General features: G+C 70.9%; 9 protein-coding genes. 7 read left to right on the top strand and 2 right to left on the bottom strand.

Features of this window, described 5'->3' with window-relative positions; translation table 11 throughout:
• The first annotated feature begins 274 nt into the window (after positions 1–274).
• From P1P75_RS11475 to P1P75_RS11460, 4 genes are all read left to right on the top strand, one after another.
• Positions 275–4,153 carry a phage resistance protein gene (locus tag P1P75_RS11475; RefSeq protein ID WP_319254206.1) on the top strand — a complete coding sequence of 1,293 codons (3,879 nt, stop codon included), beginning with the start codon at positions 275–277 and terminating at the stop codon, positions 4,151–4,153.
• A complete protein-coding gene (pglZ, locus tag P1P75_RS11470; protein ID WP_319254204.1) occupies positions 4,150–7,053 on the top strand; it encodes a BREX-2 system phosphatase PglZ in 2,904 nt (967 codons plus the stop codon). The genes P1P75_RS11475 and pglZ overlap by 4 nt, the downstream gene beginning before the upstream one ends.
• A 174-nt stretch (positions 7,054–7,227) precedes the next feature.
• On the top strand, positions 7,228–8,577 hold the full coding sequence (gene brxD, locus P1P75_RS11465; RefSeq protein ID WP_319254202.1) for a BREX system ATP-binding protein BrxD: 1,350 nt from the start codon (positions 7,228–7,230) through the stop codon (positions 8,575–8,577).
• Complete coding sequence (locus tag P1P75_RS11460; protein WP_319254200.1) at positions 8,577–10,775, top strand: DEAD/DEAH box helicase; 2,199 nt, start codon at positions 8,577–8,579, stop codon at positions 10,773–10,775. Before brxD ends, P1P75_RS11460 begins: the two co-directional genes overlap by 1 nt.
• 216 nt (positions 10,776–10,991) lie before the next feature.
• Here the strand turns inward: P1P75_RS11460 and P1P75_RS11455 are convergent, their stop codons facing one another.
• The gene (locus P1P75_RS11455; protein WP_319254198.1) at positions 10,992–12,452 is read right to left on the bottom strand and encodes an MFS transporter; all 1,461 of its coding nucleotides are present in this window, start codon (positions 12,450–12,452) and stop codon (positions 10,992–10,994) included.
• 235 nt (positions 12,453–12,687) lie between these two features.
• Here P1P75_RS11455 and P1P75_RS11450 point away from each other — a divergent pair, with 235 nt between their 5' ends.
• On the top strand, positions 12,688–13,305 hold the full coding sequence (locus P1P75_RS11450) for a TetR/AcrR family transcriptional regulator (protein ID WP_319254196.1): 618 nt from the start codon (positions 12,688–12,690) through the stop codon (positions 13,303–13,305).
• A 215-nt stretch (positions 13,306–13,520) separates the two neighbouring features.
• Here P1P75_RS11450 and P1P75_RS11445 read toward each other — a convergent pair whose 3' ends face one another.
• Complete coding sequence (locus P1P75_RS11445) at positions 13,521–14,096, bottom strand: YdeI/OmpD-associated family protein (protein ID WP_319254194.1); 576 nt, start codon at positions 14,094–14,096, stop codon at positions 13,521–13,523.
• 499 nt (positions 14,097–14,595) lie between these two features.
• Here P1P75_RS11445 and P1P75_RS11440 point away from each other — a divergent pair, with 499 nt between their 5' ends.
• Positions 14,596–15,930, top strand: coding sequence for a cytochrome P450 (locus P1P75_RS11440; protein WP_319254192.1), 1,335 nt, complete (start codon positions 14,596–14,598; stop codon positions 15,928–15,930).
• 151 nt (positions 15,931–16,081) lie between these two features.
• Positions 16,082–16,315: a hypothetical protein gene (locus tag P1P75_RS11435; protein WP_319254190.1), complete on the top strand. Its 234-nt coding sequence runs from the start codon at positions 16,082–16,084 to the stop codon at positions 16,313–16,315.
• Positions 16,316–16,632: the final 317 nt, after the last annotated feature.

Here is a 16,632-nt window from a genome sequence, read left to right as displayed (position 1 = left end):
GTGAGATGTCTTCAGTGGTCCTGATCTGATTCCGGTGGCCAGGGGTGCGAGGGTCGCCGGTTGATCGATCGGTATGAAGACGGGTATACAGCGCAAGGGGGAGTAAGCGCGTGCCCGGCGGCCGGACGCGTCCGGCGCGGGTGGACAGCGGCCCGCCTTCGCTGTGGTCGCTCGGCTTCGCCGTCCCCCTTGGTCGGCCGAACAGGCGGCGGACATCCAGGACGACCGAGGACGAGCGGTGGCGGAGACCACCAGATGGAGAGCGTGACCGGTAATGGCCCAGCAGCCGCCCCTCCTCCGCGATGTCATCGACATCAAGGAAAAGGTCTCGACCTCGGACTTCGTGCTGTCCCTCGCCGAGGCGACGACACCCGAGGGCGCCCAGAACGCGCTCAAGGACTACGTCGTCACCGAGCGGCTGCTGGAGAACTTCGACGAGGCGCTGGCGCTCATCAAGTCCTCGCTCGACGGGCACCGCTCCAAGGCGGCCTACCTGCACGGCTCGTTCGGTTCCGGTAAGTCGCACTTCATGGCCGTGCTGTACGCCCTGCTCAGCGGCGACCCGGCCGCCCGCGCCCGTACCGAGTTCGACCCGGTGCTGACCAAGCACGAGTGGCTGACCACGGACGGCAAGAGGTTCCTGCTCGTGCCGTACCACATGCTGGGTGCGAAGGCCCTCGAACAGAGGGTGCTCGGCGGGTACGTCACGCACGTCAAGAAGCTGCACCCGCACGCGCCGACCCCGCAGGTGTACCGGACCGACTCCCTCTTCGCCGACATCCGGGCCAACCGTGCCACCTACGGTGACGAGGCGGTCATCCGGGGCCTGGGCGGCGGTGACCCGGGCGACGGCGAAACGGACGAGTGGGGTGAGGGCTTCGGCTGGACCCCGCAGCTCCTCGACACCGCCCTCGCCGCCGAGGAGAACCACGAGGGCGGCACCCCGCTCAACCTCCGCAACCCCTCCACCCCGGCCGAACTGCGCGCCAAACTGGTCAACGACGCTGGCACGAACCTCTTCCCCGGCTTCGCCAGGAACGCCGTCGAGAACGAGCACGGCTTCATCTCCCTGGACGCCGGTCTGTCCGTCATCGCCGAGCACGCCAAGTCGCTCGGCTACGACGGCCTGATCCTGTTCCTGGACGAGCTGATCCTCTGGCTCGCCACCCTCATCCACGAGCAGAAGTTCGTGGCCCGCGAAGCCAGCAAGATCACGAACTTCGTGGAGGGCGGCGACGCCCGCCGCGCCATCCCCGTCGTGTCGTTCATCGCCCGCCAGCGCGACCTGCGCGAACTCGTCGGCGAAGAGGTGTCCGGCGCGGCGGAAGCCTCCATCCAGGACACCCTGAACCTGGCCTCCGGCCGCTTCGACAAGATCACCCTGGAGGACCGCAACCTCCCGCAGATCGCTCACGCGCGCATCCTCAAGCCGAAGGACGCCGAGGCGGAACGGCTCGTCGACGCGGCCTTCGAGCAGACCAAACGGGTCGGCACCCAGGTCTGGGACACCCTCCTCGGCTCCGAGAAGGGCACGACCGGCGCGGACGCGGAGTCGTTCCGGCTGACGTACCCCTTCTCGCCGGCGTTCATGGACACCCTCGTCCACATCTCGTCCGCGCTGCAGCGCTCCCGGACCGGTCTGAAACTCATGGGCGAACTCCTCGCCGACCACCGCGGCGAAATCCGGCTCGGGCAGCTCATCCCCGTCGGCGACCTCTACCCGGTGATCGCCAAGGGCGGCGACAAGCCGTTCACCGACAGCCTGAAGGTCGTCTTCGAGGCCGCCGACAAGCTGTACAAGACCAAGCTTCGGCCCTACCTGCTCAGCTCGTACGACATCACCGAGGACGACGTCGAGCAGTACGTCAACCGGCCCGAGGCCATCACCGAACCGCAGCGCGCCAACCGCTGCCGCATGTTCGTCGGCGACAACCGGCTCGTGTGCACCCTGCTGCTGTCCGCGCTCGCCCCCAGCGTGCCCTCCCTGGCCGAGCTGACCATCCGGCGGCTCGGCGCCCTCAACCACGGGTCGGTCCTCGCGCCCATCCCGGGCGCCGAGGTCGGCATCATCAAGAACAAGGTCGCCGAGTGGGCGGCCCGCTTCCCCGAGATCAAGGAGACCGGCACCGACGCCAACCCCGGCGTACGGCTGGAACTGTCCGGCGTCGACGTGGACTCCGTCATCGCCAACGCCCAGGTCAACGACAACCCCGGCAACCGGGTCGCCCTCGCCCGGCGGCTGCTGTCCGAGGAACTGGGCGTCGAACACGGGCAGTTGAGCGACCATCTCGGCTTCGTGTGGCGCGGTACCGCCCGCACCGCCGAGATCGTGTTCGGCAACGTCGCCGACGAGGACGAGCTGCCCGACCACGACCTCATGCCCCAGGAGGACGGCCGCTGGCGCATCGCCATAGACCTCCCCTTCGACGAGGGCGAGTGGGGCCCGGTCGAGGACGTCAACCGCATCCGGCGGCTGCGCGAGCGCCAGCAGGGCGAGCGGTCCCGCATCGTCGCCTGGCTGCCCGCCCATCTGTCCGCGCAGCGCTTCGCCGACTTCCGGCGTCTCGTCGTCATCGACAAGGCCCTCGCCGACGAGCACCGCTTCGACACCCAGTACGCAGGCCACCTCAACGCCGACAACCGCAGCCGCGCCAGGGGCCTCCTCGAAACCCAGCGCGAGGCCCTGCTCAAGCAGGTCAAGGGCGCCTTCAAGCAGGCGTACGGGCTCGCCCAGAAACAGGCCGCCGACGTCGTGCCCGACTTCGAGGACCACCTCGTCCCCGTGCCCGATGTCGACGGCCTCACCCTGTCCTTCGGGCAGAGCCTGCACGACGGCATCCGGCATGTCGCGGGCAAGCTGCTCGTCCACCAGTACCCGGCACACCCCGACCTCGACCCCGACGGCACCGGCGTCGCCGTCAAGCCGATCGACACCAAGAAGGTGTTCGCCCACGTCCGGTCCGCCGCGGAAGCGCGTGACGGGCGGGTGGAGGTCCCGGCCGCCGACCGCAGGCTCATGCAGCGGATCGCCGGCCCCCTGCGGCTCGGGCAGCAGAAGGAGGCCTACTTCGAGCTGTCCCGCTACTGGGCCGACCACTTCCGCCGGCTCGCCAGCGCCCAGGGCGTCACCGGGGACCTGTCGCTGATCACCCTGACCGACTGGACGGACAAGCCCGACCCGCGCGGCCTGCCCGACTTCCTCGCCCGGCTCGTCGTCGCCGCGTTCGCCGAGATGGACGACCGGGTGTGGGTGCGCGGCGGCACCGTACTCGACCCCGCGCCCGAACTGTCCGCGATCAAGGACCTCGACGCGCTGCGCAACCAGCCACGGCCCGCCGAAACGGACTGGGACACCGCACGGCAGCGGTTCGAGACGATCTTCGGCGCCAAGCCGCCCACCCTGTGGCGCGGTCGCATGATCAACCAGTTCGCCCGCCAGATCATCGAGGCCGCCCGCGCCCACCGGGACCACGCGGCGGACCTGGTACACCAGTTGGAGGCACACGCCTCCTTCCTCGGCCTCGACGAGACCGCCGACACCGGACGGCTCGCCCTCGCCCGGCGCTCCCTGCAACTCCTGGACGCACTCACGGCGGAAGCCGGCAAGGGCGCCGCCGGGGCGAAGAAGACCGTGGAGGCCCTCGCCTCCTTCGACCTGGGCGAAACCAGCGCCGACCGGTACGGGACCTCCATCAAGCAGGCCCGCGGCGTCGCGGAGGCCGTCGCCTCCGCGCCCTGGAGCACCCTCGAACTCGCCGCCGGACTCGGCCCCGAGGGCGCCGCACTGCTCGACTCGCTGCGCAACATCGCCCGCGACGACCAGCGCACCGCCGACCTGCGAGACTCGCTCGCCCGCACCCAGCGCGAGGTCGTCGCCCTGCTCAAGCGCAGCCAGACCACCACCCCGCCGCCCGCGCCCGTCGCGCCGCGGACCACGGCCGACGACCTGGACCTGGGCAGGCCGACGAGCGACCCGCGGATCCCCTTCACCCAGCAGGAGACTCCCTCCTCGGCGAGCGGCACCACGCACACGTCCGGTGGCCGCCTCACGACCGTGGCATGCGCCGCCGCCGACCTCCAGGCGGAACTGTCCGAACTGGCCGCCCGCCACCCCGACGCGACCATCGAGATCACCTGGAAGGTCGTCGAATGACGGACACCGTCGCCGCCCCTCCAGGCGCCGTCCGGCTGAACACCGCGACCGTCACCCAGTACCTGTCCTCGCAGACCTCCCTCGCCGCCTCCCTGACCGGAGACGGCGAGAGCAGGCGCCGGGTCGTCCTGCTGAGGTCCGCGCTCCAGTGGGACGGGCCCGCCGAACCCGCCTGGGGCGAGGGCCGGACAGCCGGAGTCGCGGTGGCGCCCTCACCGCTCGCCGTCCACGAACTCGTCCTCGACCACCTGACGGGCCGACGTCCCGGCCCCGCCGTCCTGGTCGTCCTCACCGACCGTGAGCACAACGAACTCGACCCGGCGATCACCGCCCGCGTCCACAAGCAGCGCATCGACCTGGTCGACAGCTGGGACGTCGTACGGGAGGCGTTCGGCGCCCAGGAGATCGACCCGCGCCTGAAAGACGTCAACTGGGCCGCCGAAGCCCTGCTCGACGCCACCCCGCCCGGTGGCTGGCCGCCGGTGCCCGGTGGCTGGCTGTCCCGGCAGTACGCCCTCACCGCACTCGCCCAGCGCCGCCTGCGCCTCGGCCGCTACGACACCGAGGGCGGTCCGCGACGCCCCGGCGAGGACCGGCTCGACGCGCAGACCCTGCTGCACTGGTCGACCGGGCCCGGAGCCCCCGAGCGGTTGCTCGGCCTGCGGGGGCCCGAGCGCGCCGGGCTGACCGCCTTCCTCGGCGAGGAGGACCAGGCCGGTCTCGCCGGACGCGCTCTGCTCGCTCTCGTCGACGCCGAGCGTGGCACGGACGCAGCCGCCTTCGGCCTCGTGTGCGAGGCCCTGTGGCAGCACGCCGAGCCCGCCCCCCAGACGTATCAGGCCCGGGGCCGTGCCGAACGCTACTTCGGCGACCAGCCCCCAGCCACCGGCGAACAACTCGACGCTCTGTTGGGCGTCTTCGGCCGGTCCGCCGAGGAATACGTGAACACGCTGCTGACGGCCGGACATCGGGGCGGCGGGGCCGACGCCGACCAGGCCCGCGAGGCGCGCCGCACCAGCGGCATCGTGCTCGACCGGGCTGCCGCGCTGGCCCGCCAGTTCGGTGCGGAGGCGGCCGTCGCGGCAAGCCCCGTCCTGCGCGACGGACTCGAAGCCCGGTTCACCGCCGTCGGCCAGGCCCTCGCGGCGGGCGACACGGCCGCGGTCGCGGAGGCCGTGCGACGGCTCGCGGACCACCGGCTCGCCACCGATCCGCAGGAGGCCGCCCGCATCGAACGCGCCCGCATGGGGCAGCGCCTCGCCCTCTGGCTGGCCGCCGACCCGGCCGCCGACGCCCCCAGCGTCGGCGCCGCCATACAGCGGCACGTGACCGAGACCGGCTGGGCCGACCTCGCCCTCGAGCACATCGAGGCCGGCGGTGACCCCGACTCCGTTCTCAAAGCCGCCTACGACACCCTCGGCACGCGCGTCAGGGACCGGCGGCGCCAGATCGACGCGTCCTTCGCGCGCTCACTGGCAGGCTGGACACAGGACGGCACCCCGCCCGGCGGCATGCTCACCGTCGAGACCTTCCTCGACCGGGTGATCGGACCCGTCGTCCGGCGCGGGGAGGAACGGCGGGTGCTACTGCTCGTGCTCGACGGCATGAGCGCGGCCATAGCGAACGAACTCGGCGAGGAACTACGCCGCTCCTGGGCGGAGTTCGACCCACTGGCCGAGGACACCCCGCGTCGGCGGGCGATGGCCGCCGCCCTGCCCACCGTGACGGCCGTGTCCCGGACCTCGCTCTTCGCGGGCACCCTGGTGAAGGGCACCCAGGCCGACGAGAAGCGGCTCTTCCCCGCGCTGAAACTGTGGAACGGGGCACCGGCCGCCGTCTTCCACAAGGACGACCTGCGCACCGACACCTCGGGCGACACCTTCGGCCCGGCCCTCACGGAAGCGCTCACCGACGGCAGGACCCATGTCGCCGTCGTCCTCAACGCCATCGACGACCGGCTCGCCAAGGAACAGAAACTCGGCGACGGCACCTGGCGGGTCGACGACGTACCCGGCCTGCGCGACCTGCTTCGCGTGGCGGCGGCCCAGGGCATGGCGGTCATCGTCACCAGCGACCACGGCCACGTCGTCGACCGGCACGGAACCAAGGCCGACGCGGCCACCGAGCCCTCGTCCGCGCGCCACCGCCTGCCCGGCGGCCCCACCGGCGAACGGGAGATCGCCCTGACCGGACCGCGTGTGGTCTGGCCCGAGCCCGGCGCGTCCATCGTCGCGCTCTGGGACGCGGACTCCCGCTACACCGCCCTCAAGGCCGGCTACCACGGCGGGGTCTCCCTCGCCGAGTTCACCATTCCGGTGCTCGCCTTCCTGCCGTTCGGGGCGGAACCACCCAAGGGGTGGCGGGAGTTGGGGGATCAGCGACCACCCTGGTGGGCTTCGAAGGAGGCGGGCCGGCCGGTTCCGGGCGAGCCTGCGGCCCAGTCGGCCGGCGCGACCGCGAAGAAGGGCACGGCGAAGCCCCGCAAGAAGCACCCCGCACCCGAGTCGCTGCCCGACGCGCTGTTCGACGTGGCGCTGACCGCCGGGGGAGACGACACGCTGCTCACACCGACCCTCGTCTCCCGGACCGAGGTGATCGTGAGAGCGCTGCTCGACTCCGAGACGTATCAGGTGCAGCTCGACGGGCTGGCCCGCAAGCCGCAGCAGGAGCAGGTCCACAAGGCCCTCGCCGCCCTGCTCGACGCGGGTGCCACCTTGCCCGTGACCGCGCTCGCCCAGCGGGCGGGCATGCCGACCGCCCGGGGCGACGGCTTCGCCGCAGTGCTGCGGCAGCTCCTCAACTACGACGGCGTGCAGGTCCTGGAGACCCTGCCGGACGGACGCACGCTACGCCTCCACGAGGGGCTGCTGCGCGAGCAGTTCGCCCTCCGCGCGGGCTGACAGGATCCGGGGTGCCTGCGGAGTCCGCCCGCAGGCACCTCCCCGGTTTCTCGAGCGGGATGTACGACATCATCCACTGGTTCACACGCCGGGCATCGAAGACGAGACCGACCGTTCGGCGACCGCCATCCGGTCCCCGTACGGCGTGCCCGGGGAAATGGAAGACTGGCTCCTGTGAGCACCACCGGACCACAGCGCCCCGCACAGGTGAGCGCCGCCCGCCGCCGTACCGTCATCGACGCGCTGCGACGCGGTGCCGTACCCGACAGCGGGCTCGACCTGCTGGCCACCGGACTCGACCGGTTCGAAGCGGCCCTGGACGCGGAACTGGACGCCGTCGCGTCCGGGGGCTCCGTGTTCAAGGCCGTGCGGGGCGAGTACGGGTCCGGCAAGACGTTCTTCACCCGCTGGCTGGGGGAGCGGGCCAAGCGTCGCAACTTCGCCGTGGCCGAGATCCAGATCTCGGAGAACGAGACACCACTGCACAGACTGGAGACGGTCTACCGGCGGCTCACCGAGCGCCTCACCACCTCCAGTTTCCCCGCGAGCGCCCTCCGACCCGTCGTCGATGCCTGGTTCTACGCCCTGGAGGAGGACGCACTCGCCGCCGGTTCGACCGAGGACCAGCTCCCGACCGAGGTGGAGAGGCTGCTCGTCGCACGGCTCGCCGAGGTCTCCCGGCACGCTCCGTCGTTCGCCACCGCTCTGCGCGGCTACCGCGCCGCCCTCGCCGACGGCGACGAGGCGACCGCGGCGGCCGTCCTGGCGTGGCTCGGCGGCCAGCCGCACGTGGCGGCCTCCGCCCGCCGATCCGCCGGGGTGCGCGGCGACCTCGACCACTTCGGTGCGCTCGGGTTCCTGCAGGGGCTCCTCACCGTGCTGCGCGACTCAGGACACACCGGGCTGTTCGTCGTCCTCGACGAGGTGGAGACGCTGCAGCGGGTCCGCTCGGACGCCCGCGACAAGGCACTCAACGCGCTGCGGCAGCTGATCGACGAGGTGCACTCGGGCCGCTTCCCCGGCCTCTACCTGGTCATCACGGGTACCCCGGCCTTCTACGACGGTCAGCAGGGCGTGCAGCGTCTGGCACCGCTCGCGCAGCGGCTGGCCACCGACTTCACCACCGACCCGCGCTTCGACAACCCTCGCGCCGTGCAGATCAGGCTGCCCGGCTTCAACCAGGAGTCCCTGGTCGGGCTCGGCCTCACCATCCGCGATCTGTACGCCGATGCGGCACACACACCCGACCGTGTGCGCAAGCTCGTCGACGACGTGTATGTCGCCGACCTCGCGGTGGCCGTCGGCGGGGCGCTGGGCGGGAAGGTCGGAGTGGCTCCCCGGCTGTTCCTGAAGAAACTCGTCGGGGACGTGCTCGACCGCGTGGACCAGTTCGACGATTTCGACCCCCGGCGGCACTACCGGCTCACCGTCGCCGGCAGCGAACTCACCGACGTCGAGCGAAACCTTGCGGCCACCGTCTCCGGGGACTCAGCGTCGGCCGATGACATCGACCTGGAGCTGTGATGGCGGACGAGGGTCTCCCGGCCGGGAAAGACCCGGGGGACGAGGAGGCCGACGTACTGGACCGGCTCGACCCCGTCGTCCTGCATCACATCGTCAACACCCTCGGCTGGCCCGATCTGCGCCCCCTGCAGCGGGCGGCGATCCCCCCGCTCATGGACGGACAGGACGCCGTGCTGCTGGCTCCGACGGCGGGGGGCAAGACCGAGGCGGCCTGCTTCCCTCTGCTGTCGGCGATGACCGAGCAGAAGTGGACCGGCACATCCGTGCTGTACCTGTGCCCGCTCAAGGCACTCCTCAACAACCTGGTCCGCCGCGTCGACACGTACGCCCAGTGGCTGGGACGACGGGCCGCACTCTGGCACGGCGACACCAAGGAATCGCAACGCCGGCGCATCCGGGCCGAAGCACCGGACATCCTGCTGACCACACCCGAGTCGCTCGAAGCGATGCTGATCGGCGTCAAGACCGACCACGCCCGCCTCCTGGGGAGTGTGCGAGCCGTCGTCGTCGACGAAGTGCACGCGTTCGCGGGGGACGACCGGGGATGGCATCTGCTCGCCGTGCTCGAACGGTTGGAGCGGGTCACCGGACGGCCCATCCAGCGCGTCGGGCTCTCAGCGACCGTCGGCAACCCGGCCGAGCTGCTGCACTGGCTGCAGGGCGCGGGCGTCGGCAGCCGCAGCGGTCAGGTCGTCGCGCCTGGAGTGCACCTGCCGGCCACCGACGGCAGTGGCCACGGCGACAATGCGAGTCCCGAGCCGTCCAGCAGGCCCGCGGGCGAAGTGGAACTCGACTATGTCGGCTCCCTCGACAACGCGGCCAAACTCATCGCGGCACTGCACAGAGGAGAGAAGCGGCTGGTCTTCTGCGACTCGCGCCGCCAGGTCGAGGAGTTGGGCGCGGCGCTGCGCGCGCGCGAGGTCACCGTCTTCCTGTCCCACGCCTCCCTCTCCGTCGATGAACGCACCCGTTCCGAGCAGGCGTTCGCCGAGGCCCGCGACTGCGTCATCGTCTCCACGTCAACCCTCGAACTCGGCATCGACGTCGGTGACCTGGACCGCGTCATCCAGATCGACTCACCGGCCTCCGTCGCCTCGTTCCTGCAACGCATCGGCCGCACCGGCCGACGTCTTGGCACGGTGCGCAACTGTCTGTTCCTCACCACCCGCAAGGACACACTGCTGCAAGCGGCGGGCCTGCTGCTGCTGTGGTCGCGCGGCTGGGTCGAACCGGTCCGCCCCTCGCCGGAGCCGCGCCACCTGGTGGCCCAGCAACTGCTCGCCGTCACCCTGCAACAGCACAAGCTCGGCGACCAGTTGTGGGACCGGCAGTGGAACGGCCTCGCCCCCTTCGACACGTCGGCGGCCCCCATCCTGCGGTTCCTCACCGAGGAGGGCTACCTCGACAGTGACGGTGGAATGCTGTTCATCGGACCCGAGGCGGAACGCCGCTTCGGGAAACGGCACTTCATCGAACTCACCGCCTCCTTCACCGCACCTCCGCAGTTCACCGTCCTGTCCGGACGCACCGAGATCGGCCGCACCGACCCGAGCGTGCTCACCGAGGAACGCCCCGGCCCCAGGCGGTTGTTGCTCGGTGGACGCAGTTGGCAGGTGACCTACATCGACTGGCTGCGTAAACGCGTCTTCGTCGAGCCGGCCGACGGCGGTGGAATCGCCAAGTGGATGAACGGTGGCGTCGTCGGACTGTCGTACGCGCTGACGCGGGCCATGCGTGAGGTGCTGCTCGGTGCGAACCCGCCCGTGTCCCTCACCCGCCGGGCGGAGGCGTGCCTGGCCGAACAGCGGGAGACCGACGCACCCGGCACCGTGGTCCCGGGCGGCACGTTGATCACACGCGTCGGCTCCGATGTCCGTTGGTGGACCTGGGCCGGATACCGCGCCAACGCCACCCTGGCAGCGACCCTCCAGTCGGTCACCGACCCTCTGCAACGACCGACCGACTGCTGGCTGCGCCTGCGAGAGAACCTCACCCCGGCCGACTGGCGTGCCGCCCGTGACAACGTCGGTGAGCACCTCGTCCTGCCTGACGTGGACCGCCGGGCCGTACGCGGACTGAAGTTCTCCGCCGCTCTCCCACAACGCCTCGCCGTGGCCACGGTGGCGGCCCGCTTGGCCGACTTCGAGAGCGCCGGCTCGGTGCTTGGCGAGCCGACACGCTTTCAGTACGACGGCTGAAGCGGAAAAGTCCTCAAGTCCCCTTCCGCTGGCTGTGGTTGCCGTGCCCGGTCGCTGGGGCGGACGCCGGTCGTGGTCCTGCGGGACTCGCGGGTGCTGGACGAGCTGCGGGGCTTGCCGGCTCAAGGCCGTGCGTCAGGCGGTAACCCGGCACCCCGGAACTGGCCGAGGGGGCGGGTCCGTGGACCCGCCCCCTCAGCCAGGTACTTCCGGCGGCTACTCCGCCTTCTTGGCCTGCGGGGCCGACGGCGAGGCGTCCGCCGAGAGCTCGGGCTCCGCTTCCGGGCCGGCGTCCATGCCGGGCATCATCCCCGGCATCGGCGCGTTCGCGGCGGGCCGGACGAGGAGGACCACCAGGGCGAACGCGACGACCGTGATCGCCACCGCGACCAGGAAGCCGGCCGAGGCGCCCTTGGCCAGGACGTGCGCCGGGTCGCCCGTCTCTCCCTTCGTCGCCGAGCCGTACACGGTGATGATGATCGCCAGGCTGAGCGAGCCGCCCATCTGCTGCGTCGCGTTGAGCAGACCCGACGCGGCCCCCGTGTCCTTCATCTCCACGTCGGACACGCCGACCATGGTCATCGGCATGAACACCATGCCCGCCCCGAGCCCGTACAGCAGCATGGGACCGAGCAGGTCGCTGAGGTAGGTGCTGTCGGCGGAGATGGCCGACAGCCAGACGAGCGAGCCGATGATCAGGATCGTTCCTGCCACCAGCGGCAGGCGCTGTCCGATCTTGGGGATGAGCTGCATCATCACGCCGGAGACGACGATGATCGAGACGCTGAGCGGCAGGAAGGCCAGGCCCGTCTTGAGCGGGCTGTAGCCCAGTACGTTCTGGAAGAAGAGGGTCAGGAAGAAGAACATCCCGATCAGGGAACCCATCATCGCCACGCCGAGGGCGTAGATGCCCGCGCGGTTGCGGCTGGCGAACAGGCGCAACGGGATGATCGGCTGCGGGGTGCGGCTCTCGATGAAGACGAACGCCACCAGCAGGACCACGGCCCCGATGAACGAGCCGATCGTGGTGGCCTCCTGCCAGCCGCTGTCGGAGGCGTGGATGAAGCCGTACACGAGCAGGGCGACGCCCCCGGTGGAAGTGATCGCGCCGCCGACGTCGAAGCGGCCCTCGCTCCGCGGCGTCTTGCCGATGAACAGTGGCGCGGCCAGGGCCAGGGCGACGCCGATGGGCACGTTGACCAGCAGGACCCAGCGCCAGGAGACCCACTCGGTGAGCAACCCGCCTGCCACCAGGCCGATCGCGCCGCCCGCGCCGGATACGCCGGCGAACACCGCGAACGCCCGGTTGCGCTCCCGCTCGGTCGGGAAGCCGGTGGCGATCAGGGACAGCACCGTCGGTACGACGATGGCGGCCCCGGCGCCCTGGATGACACGCATGCCCAGCAGCCAGCCGGCGTTCTGGGCGAGGCCGCCGAGCAGGGACCCCAGCGTGAACAGCAGGATCCCGCCGATGAAGGCCGGGCGGCGGCCCAGGAGGTCACCGACCCGGCCGCCGAGCAGCAACAGCCCGCCGAACGCGAGGATGTAGGCGTTGACCACCCACGACAGGTTCTGCGTGGAGAACCCCAGGGAGGTCTGCACGCTGGGGAGCGCTACGTTCACGATGGTGGCGTCGAGGATTACCATGAGCTGGGCCATGGCGATGACAACCAGCATGAGGCCGGTGCGATGCGCTAGCCGGGGCGGGCTCGCCGGGGCTGCGACTGCAGGGGTGCTAACAGCCATTTGGTAGCCTTATCAGGGAAATGTCGAGGAAGCTTGAGGAAGCTTTAAGGAACTAGAGCGTTCACTGTTTGCTACTCTAGCAGTGGCAAGTAGGGAACGCAATCGTTCATACGCGGTCTGCTGGGCGGGCCGTCCGGGAAGTGGGGATGCCGTGTCCGGAGCCGGATTGGCTGCCGACGCCGCGGTCGAAGGCCAGGGCCCGCCCAAGAGGGCGGCGGCCAGCCGTCGGCGGGGCGAGAACCTGGAGCGCGCCATCTACTCGGCGGTGATCGCCCAGCTCGAGGCCGTCGGCTATGCCAGGCTGACGATGGACCGGGTGGCGGCCGATGCCCGGACGGGCAAGGCGGCGCTCTACCGGCGCTGGCCCAGCAAGGCCGAACTCGTGGTCGACACGCTCGACTACGCCCTGCCCGCGCCCGAGGACGCGCCCGACGAGGGCAACGTCCGCGACGACTTGGTCGAGCACATGCGGCAGAAGGCGGAGGTCCTCAACTCCCCGGTCGGCCGCGCGATGCAGAGCCTGCTGGCCGAGATCGACCGGGACGGGCCGATGGTGCGCCTGGTGCAGGAGCGCGTCTTCCAGCCCCGGCAGAACGTCTTCCAGCTGATCCTGGAGCGCGGGGTGCGGCGCGGCGAGATCCGTTCCGGCCGGCTCAGCCCGTTGGTCGCTGAACTCGGGCCCGCCATGCTGGTGCAGCGCTTCCTCGGCGACTCGTCCCCGGTCCCCGACGACTACCTGGTGGCCGTGGTGGACGAGCTGATCATGCCCATCGTCCGCCCGTAGCCGACAGGACCGGCCTCACCGCCCGTACCTCTGCCGCGCGATCGAGGAAGTCCCGGCGGGCTGTGCCCGCCTGACGGCATCTCCTCGGCCAGGGCCTGGCCGAGGGTGCGGTGGCCGCCGGAGCCGGGTTCCGCGAGTGCTGCCAGGTCACCGGTCTGCGACAGGGAACCCGGGCGCCGGCCGAGCCGCGTGGGCGGCAGGGTGCCGCCGTGCGGTCACGGGTGGATCTTCTCCTGGTTGGCCAGCATGCCGACGTACTTCTCGATGCGCCGGGCCCTCGTCTCGGGCTTCTTGGCGTCCTGCACCCGGTAGAGGATGGAGTAGCGATTCTGGCTGTCGAGGGTCTTGAAGAACTCCGCGGCGGCCGGGTTGGCCTCCAGCGCCTTCGCCAGGTCCTCCGGGACGGTGGCGGTCTTCGCCCCCGCGTAGGCCGCTTCCCAGCGCCCGTCCTTCTTGGCCCGCTCGACCTCGGCGATCCCCGGCGGTTGCATCCGGCCCTGCTCGACGAGGGCGGCGACCTTCTCCCGGTTGACCTTGGACCACCGGCTGCGGGCCGAGCGTGGCGTGAACCGCTGGAGCCAGTGGTCCTCGTCGAGCTTGCGCTTCTGGCCGTCGATCCAGCCGTAGCACAATGCCACGTCGAGGGCCTGGGCGTACGTCAGGGCGCCCTTGCCCGCCGCGTCGTTCGTGAGCTTCAGCCAGAACCCGCCGGATGCGGCGTAATTGCGGGCGAGCCAGTCCTGCAGCTCCGCCGCCGATGCGAATTCGATGATCTCTTCGTCTCGGGCCATGAGCGTCAGTCAAGCACAAGACGGCGGCCCGAGCAGGGGCCCTCCGGTACCGGCGGGGCTGGCCGCAATCTGTCGAAAGCGGGCGGGCAACGGGTTATGGCCTCATCGGTTCCTGGCCGGTCCGGCCTGGGGCCGTGATCGATGGCGGGCCGGAACGACGGCACCGACCAGCTGCCACAAAGTCACCTCCGACCGTCCGGCCCTCGCCCCCCCGGCCGAGTTCTACGGGGTGGCCCGGCGCTGCCACCGGGCGTAGGTCAGGGCGTCGGCGCCGCTCGGCGTCGATCGGTACCCGGTCCGGCTGGACCCGCGGACACAGCCGCCGGATCCCGGTGCCACTGCTCAATTCTGAGCGCCGGGCGGCCACCGGCCCGAGCTAGCATCGCAACGCACTCGGACGGCCCGCCGGTTGAGGCGAGGCGTTGGGTGAGTACCTCCTGTTCCAGTGAGAAAAGACGACGGGAGCGAGCTTATGTCGGGGGATCAGGTTGTCAGTTCCGTGCCAGTGGCGTCAGGCAGCGTTCTGCTTGCAGGACACAGGCCGGCCGTAGCGGTCCGGAGGCTGGCCTTCTTCGAGCGGGTCCGTGGCGAGGCACCCGTGCTGCGGCTGCGCATGGGCCGCACTCCCACCTTCCTCATCAACGACCACACCATGGCCCGCGAAATACTCGGCGACGGCGGTGACACCTTCGCCCGGGGGCGGTTCTTCACCAAGGTGCGCCCCCTGGTCGGCAACGGACTCGGCAGCTCCGACGGCGCCTTCCACCTGCGCCAGCGTCGGATGGTCCAGCAGGCGTTCACCCACGACAACCCCGGGTACGACGTCGGCGCACTGCTGGCCGGCATCAAGGCGCAGGTCGACACCTGGCAGCCCGGCGCCGTCCTGGACATGGCCCAGGAGATGGACACCCTGGCCAACGCGCTGATCAACACCGCGCTGTTCTCCTCGGACAAGGTGGCCGGCGACGCCGAGACCGTCCGGGACACCATCGCCGAATTCATCGCCGGCGTCGGCATCCGCAGTGTGGTCCCCAGTGACCTGGTGGACAAGCTGCCCACCCCGGCCAACCGGCGCTTCATCCGGGCGCGGGACCGGCTCGAAGCGGCGCTGGCCTCGATCATCAACCGGTACCTGACCGACCCCCAGGACCACGGCGACATCCTGTCCAGCATGGTCGCCGCCCGGGACGTGGACGGCCAGGGCATGACCCCGGAGGAATTGCGCGCCGAGGTGCTGTCCATGCTGATCGCCGGGGGCGACAGCTCCGGACACGCCCTGGGCTGGGCCCTCTACGAGATCGCCCAGCACCCCACGGCCGCCCAGCGGCTGCGCGAGGAGTACGCCCAGGTGCTGGAGGGGCGGGACATCACGATGCGTGACCTGAACCGGCTGGTATACACCCGCCAGGTCATCAACGAGACCCTGCGGCTGCGCGCCCCCGGCTGGATGGACATGCGGCGCACCACCCGGCCCGTACAGGTCGGCGGCTTCGCATTCCCCGCCGAGGCCGAACTGCTGATCAGCATCACCGCCCTGCACCGCGACCCGGCCGTGTACTCCGATCCCATGACCTTCAATCCCGACCGGTGGTCACCAGGTCACCCCCAGCTGCCCCGCCGCGAGCTGTTCATGCCCTTCGGCGCGGGTACCCGCCTGTGCGCCGGAGAGTCGATGGCCAACCTGACGATGGCCTACGTGCTGGCCACCGTGCTGCCCCGCTTCGAACTCCGGCCGGTACCCGGCCCCCCGGTCCGGGAGGTGTGCAAGGGCATCATGAGGGCCAGCGCAGTTCCGGTGACCGTGCACCCGGTAGCGCAGCAGGCCACGGCATAACCCGTACCCCGGCGAGGAAGGGTCCTGCCCGATCCCTGCTCCGGACACCGAGGCCCGCGCCGGCGCGGTGCGGGCGGCAGCACCCAGGTCCAGCCCACCGTGCTCATCGGGATGGCCTGGGACCTCGCCTGCCTTGCCCGGGTCGGATTCGATGACGCGTGACGAGCGGGTCGTGCTCGCCCGTGGCCCAGCCGTCCGGCTCGCCGAGCCGGGGGTGGCGATCGCCCTTCGGGATGCGCAGAGCGCGGCCATGGCCACGCAACTCGCCGACGGGACGGAGCAGTTCGAGCGGCGGGCCCCGGAGCCGGCGAAGCATCGGCATCCACACTCGCGCAACGGCTCCCACTCCTCGAAGGGCGATGCCCCGGGGGGTGCCGCCGGGTAAGGTGCGCCTGGCCGAGCCGGACAGCCGCGTAAGGGCAGGGGGAAGGGCGCGTCCGGGCCGGCGGGGGCGTCAGGCCCATGTCGCGCAGCAGCGGTCCCCCGGGTGTTGACCCTGCGGGGTCGGGTCGTCCTCCCGGGTCGGTGCAGCCCGGGCCGAGGCCGACAGCGTGCCGGGCGGCGGTGGATGCCGGCTGCTCCTCTTCCGGCCGGTGATCGGACTGGTGACTTTTACAAACCTCGGAGCCCACTAGAAAGGCACAAATCGCGTATCCCGTCTCAGGCTTAAAAAAAAACAGACTTATGCAGAAAAAAAAAAAA

This window comes from Streptomyces sp. ID05-39B, from assembly GCF_033794725.1.
GTDB classification, from domain to species: Bacteria; Actinomycetota; Actinomycetes; order Streptomycetales; family Streptomycetaceae; genus Streptomyces; species Streptomyces bobili.
The sequence above is the reverse complement of the archived record's forward strand: the minus strand, read 5'-3'. Positions and strand labels throughout refer to the sequence as shown.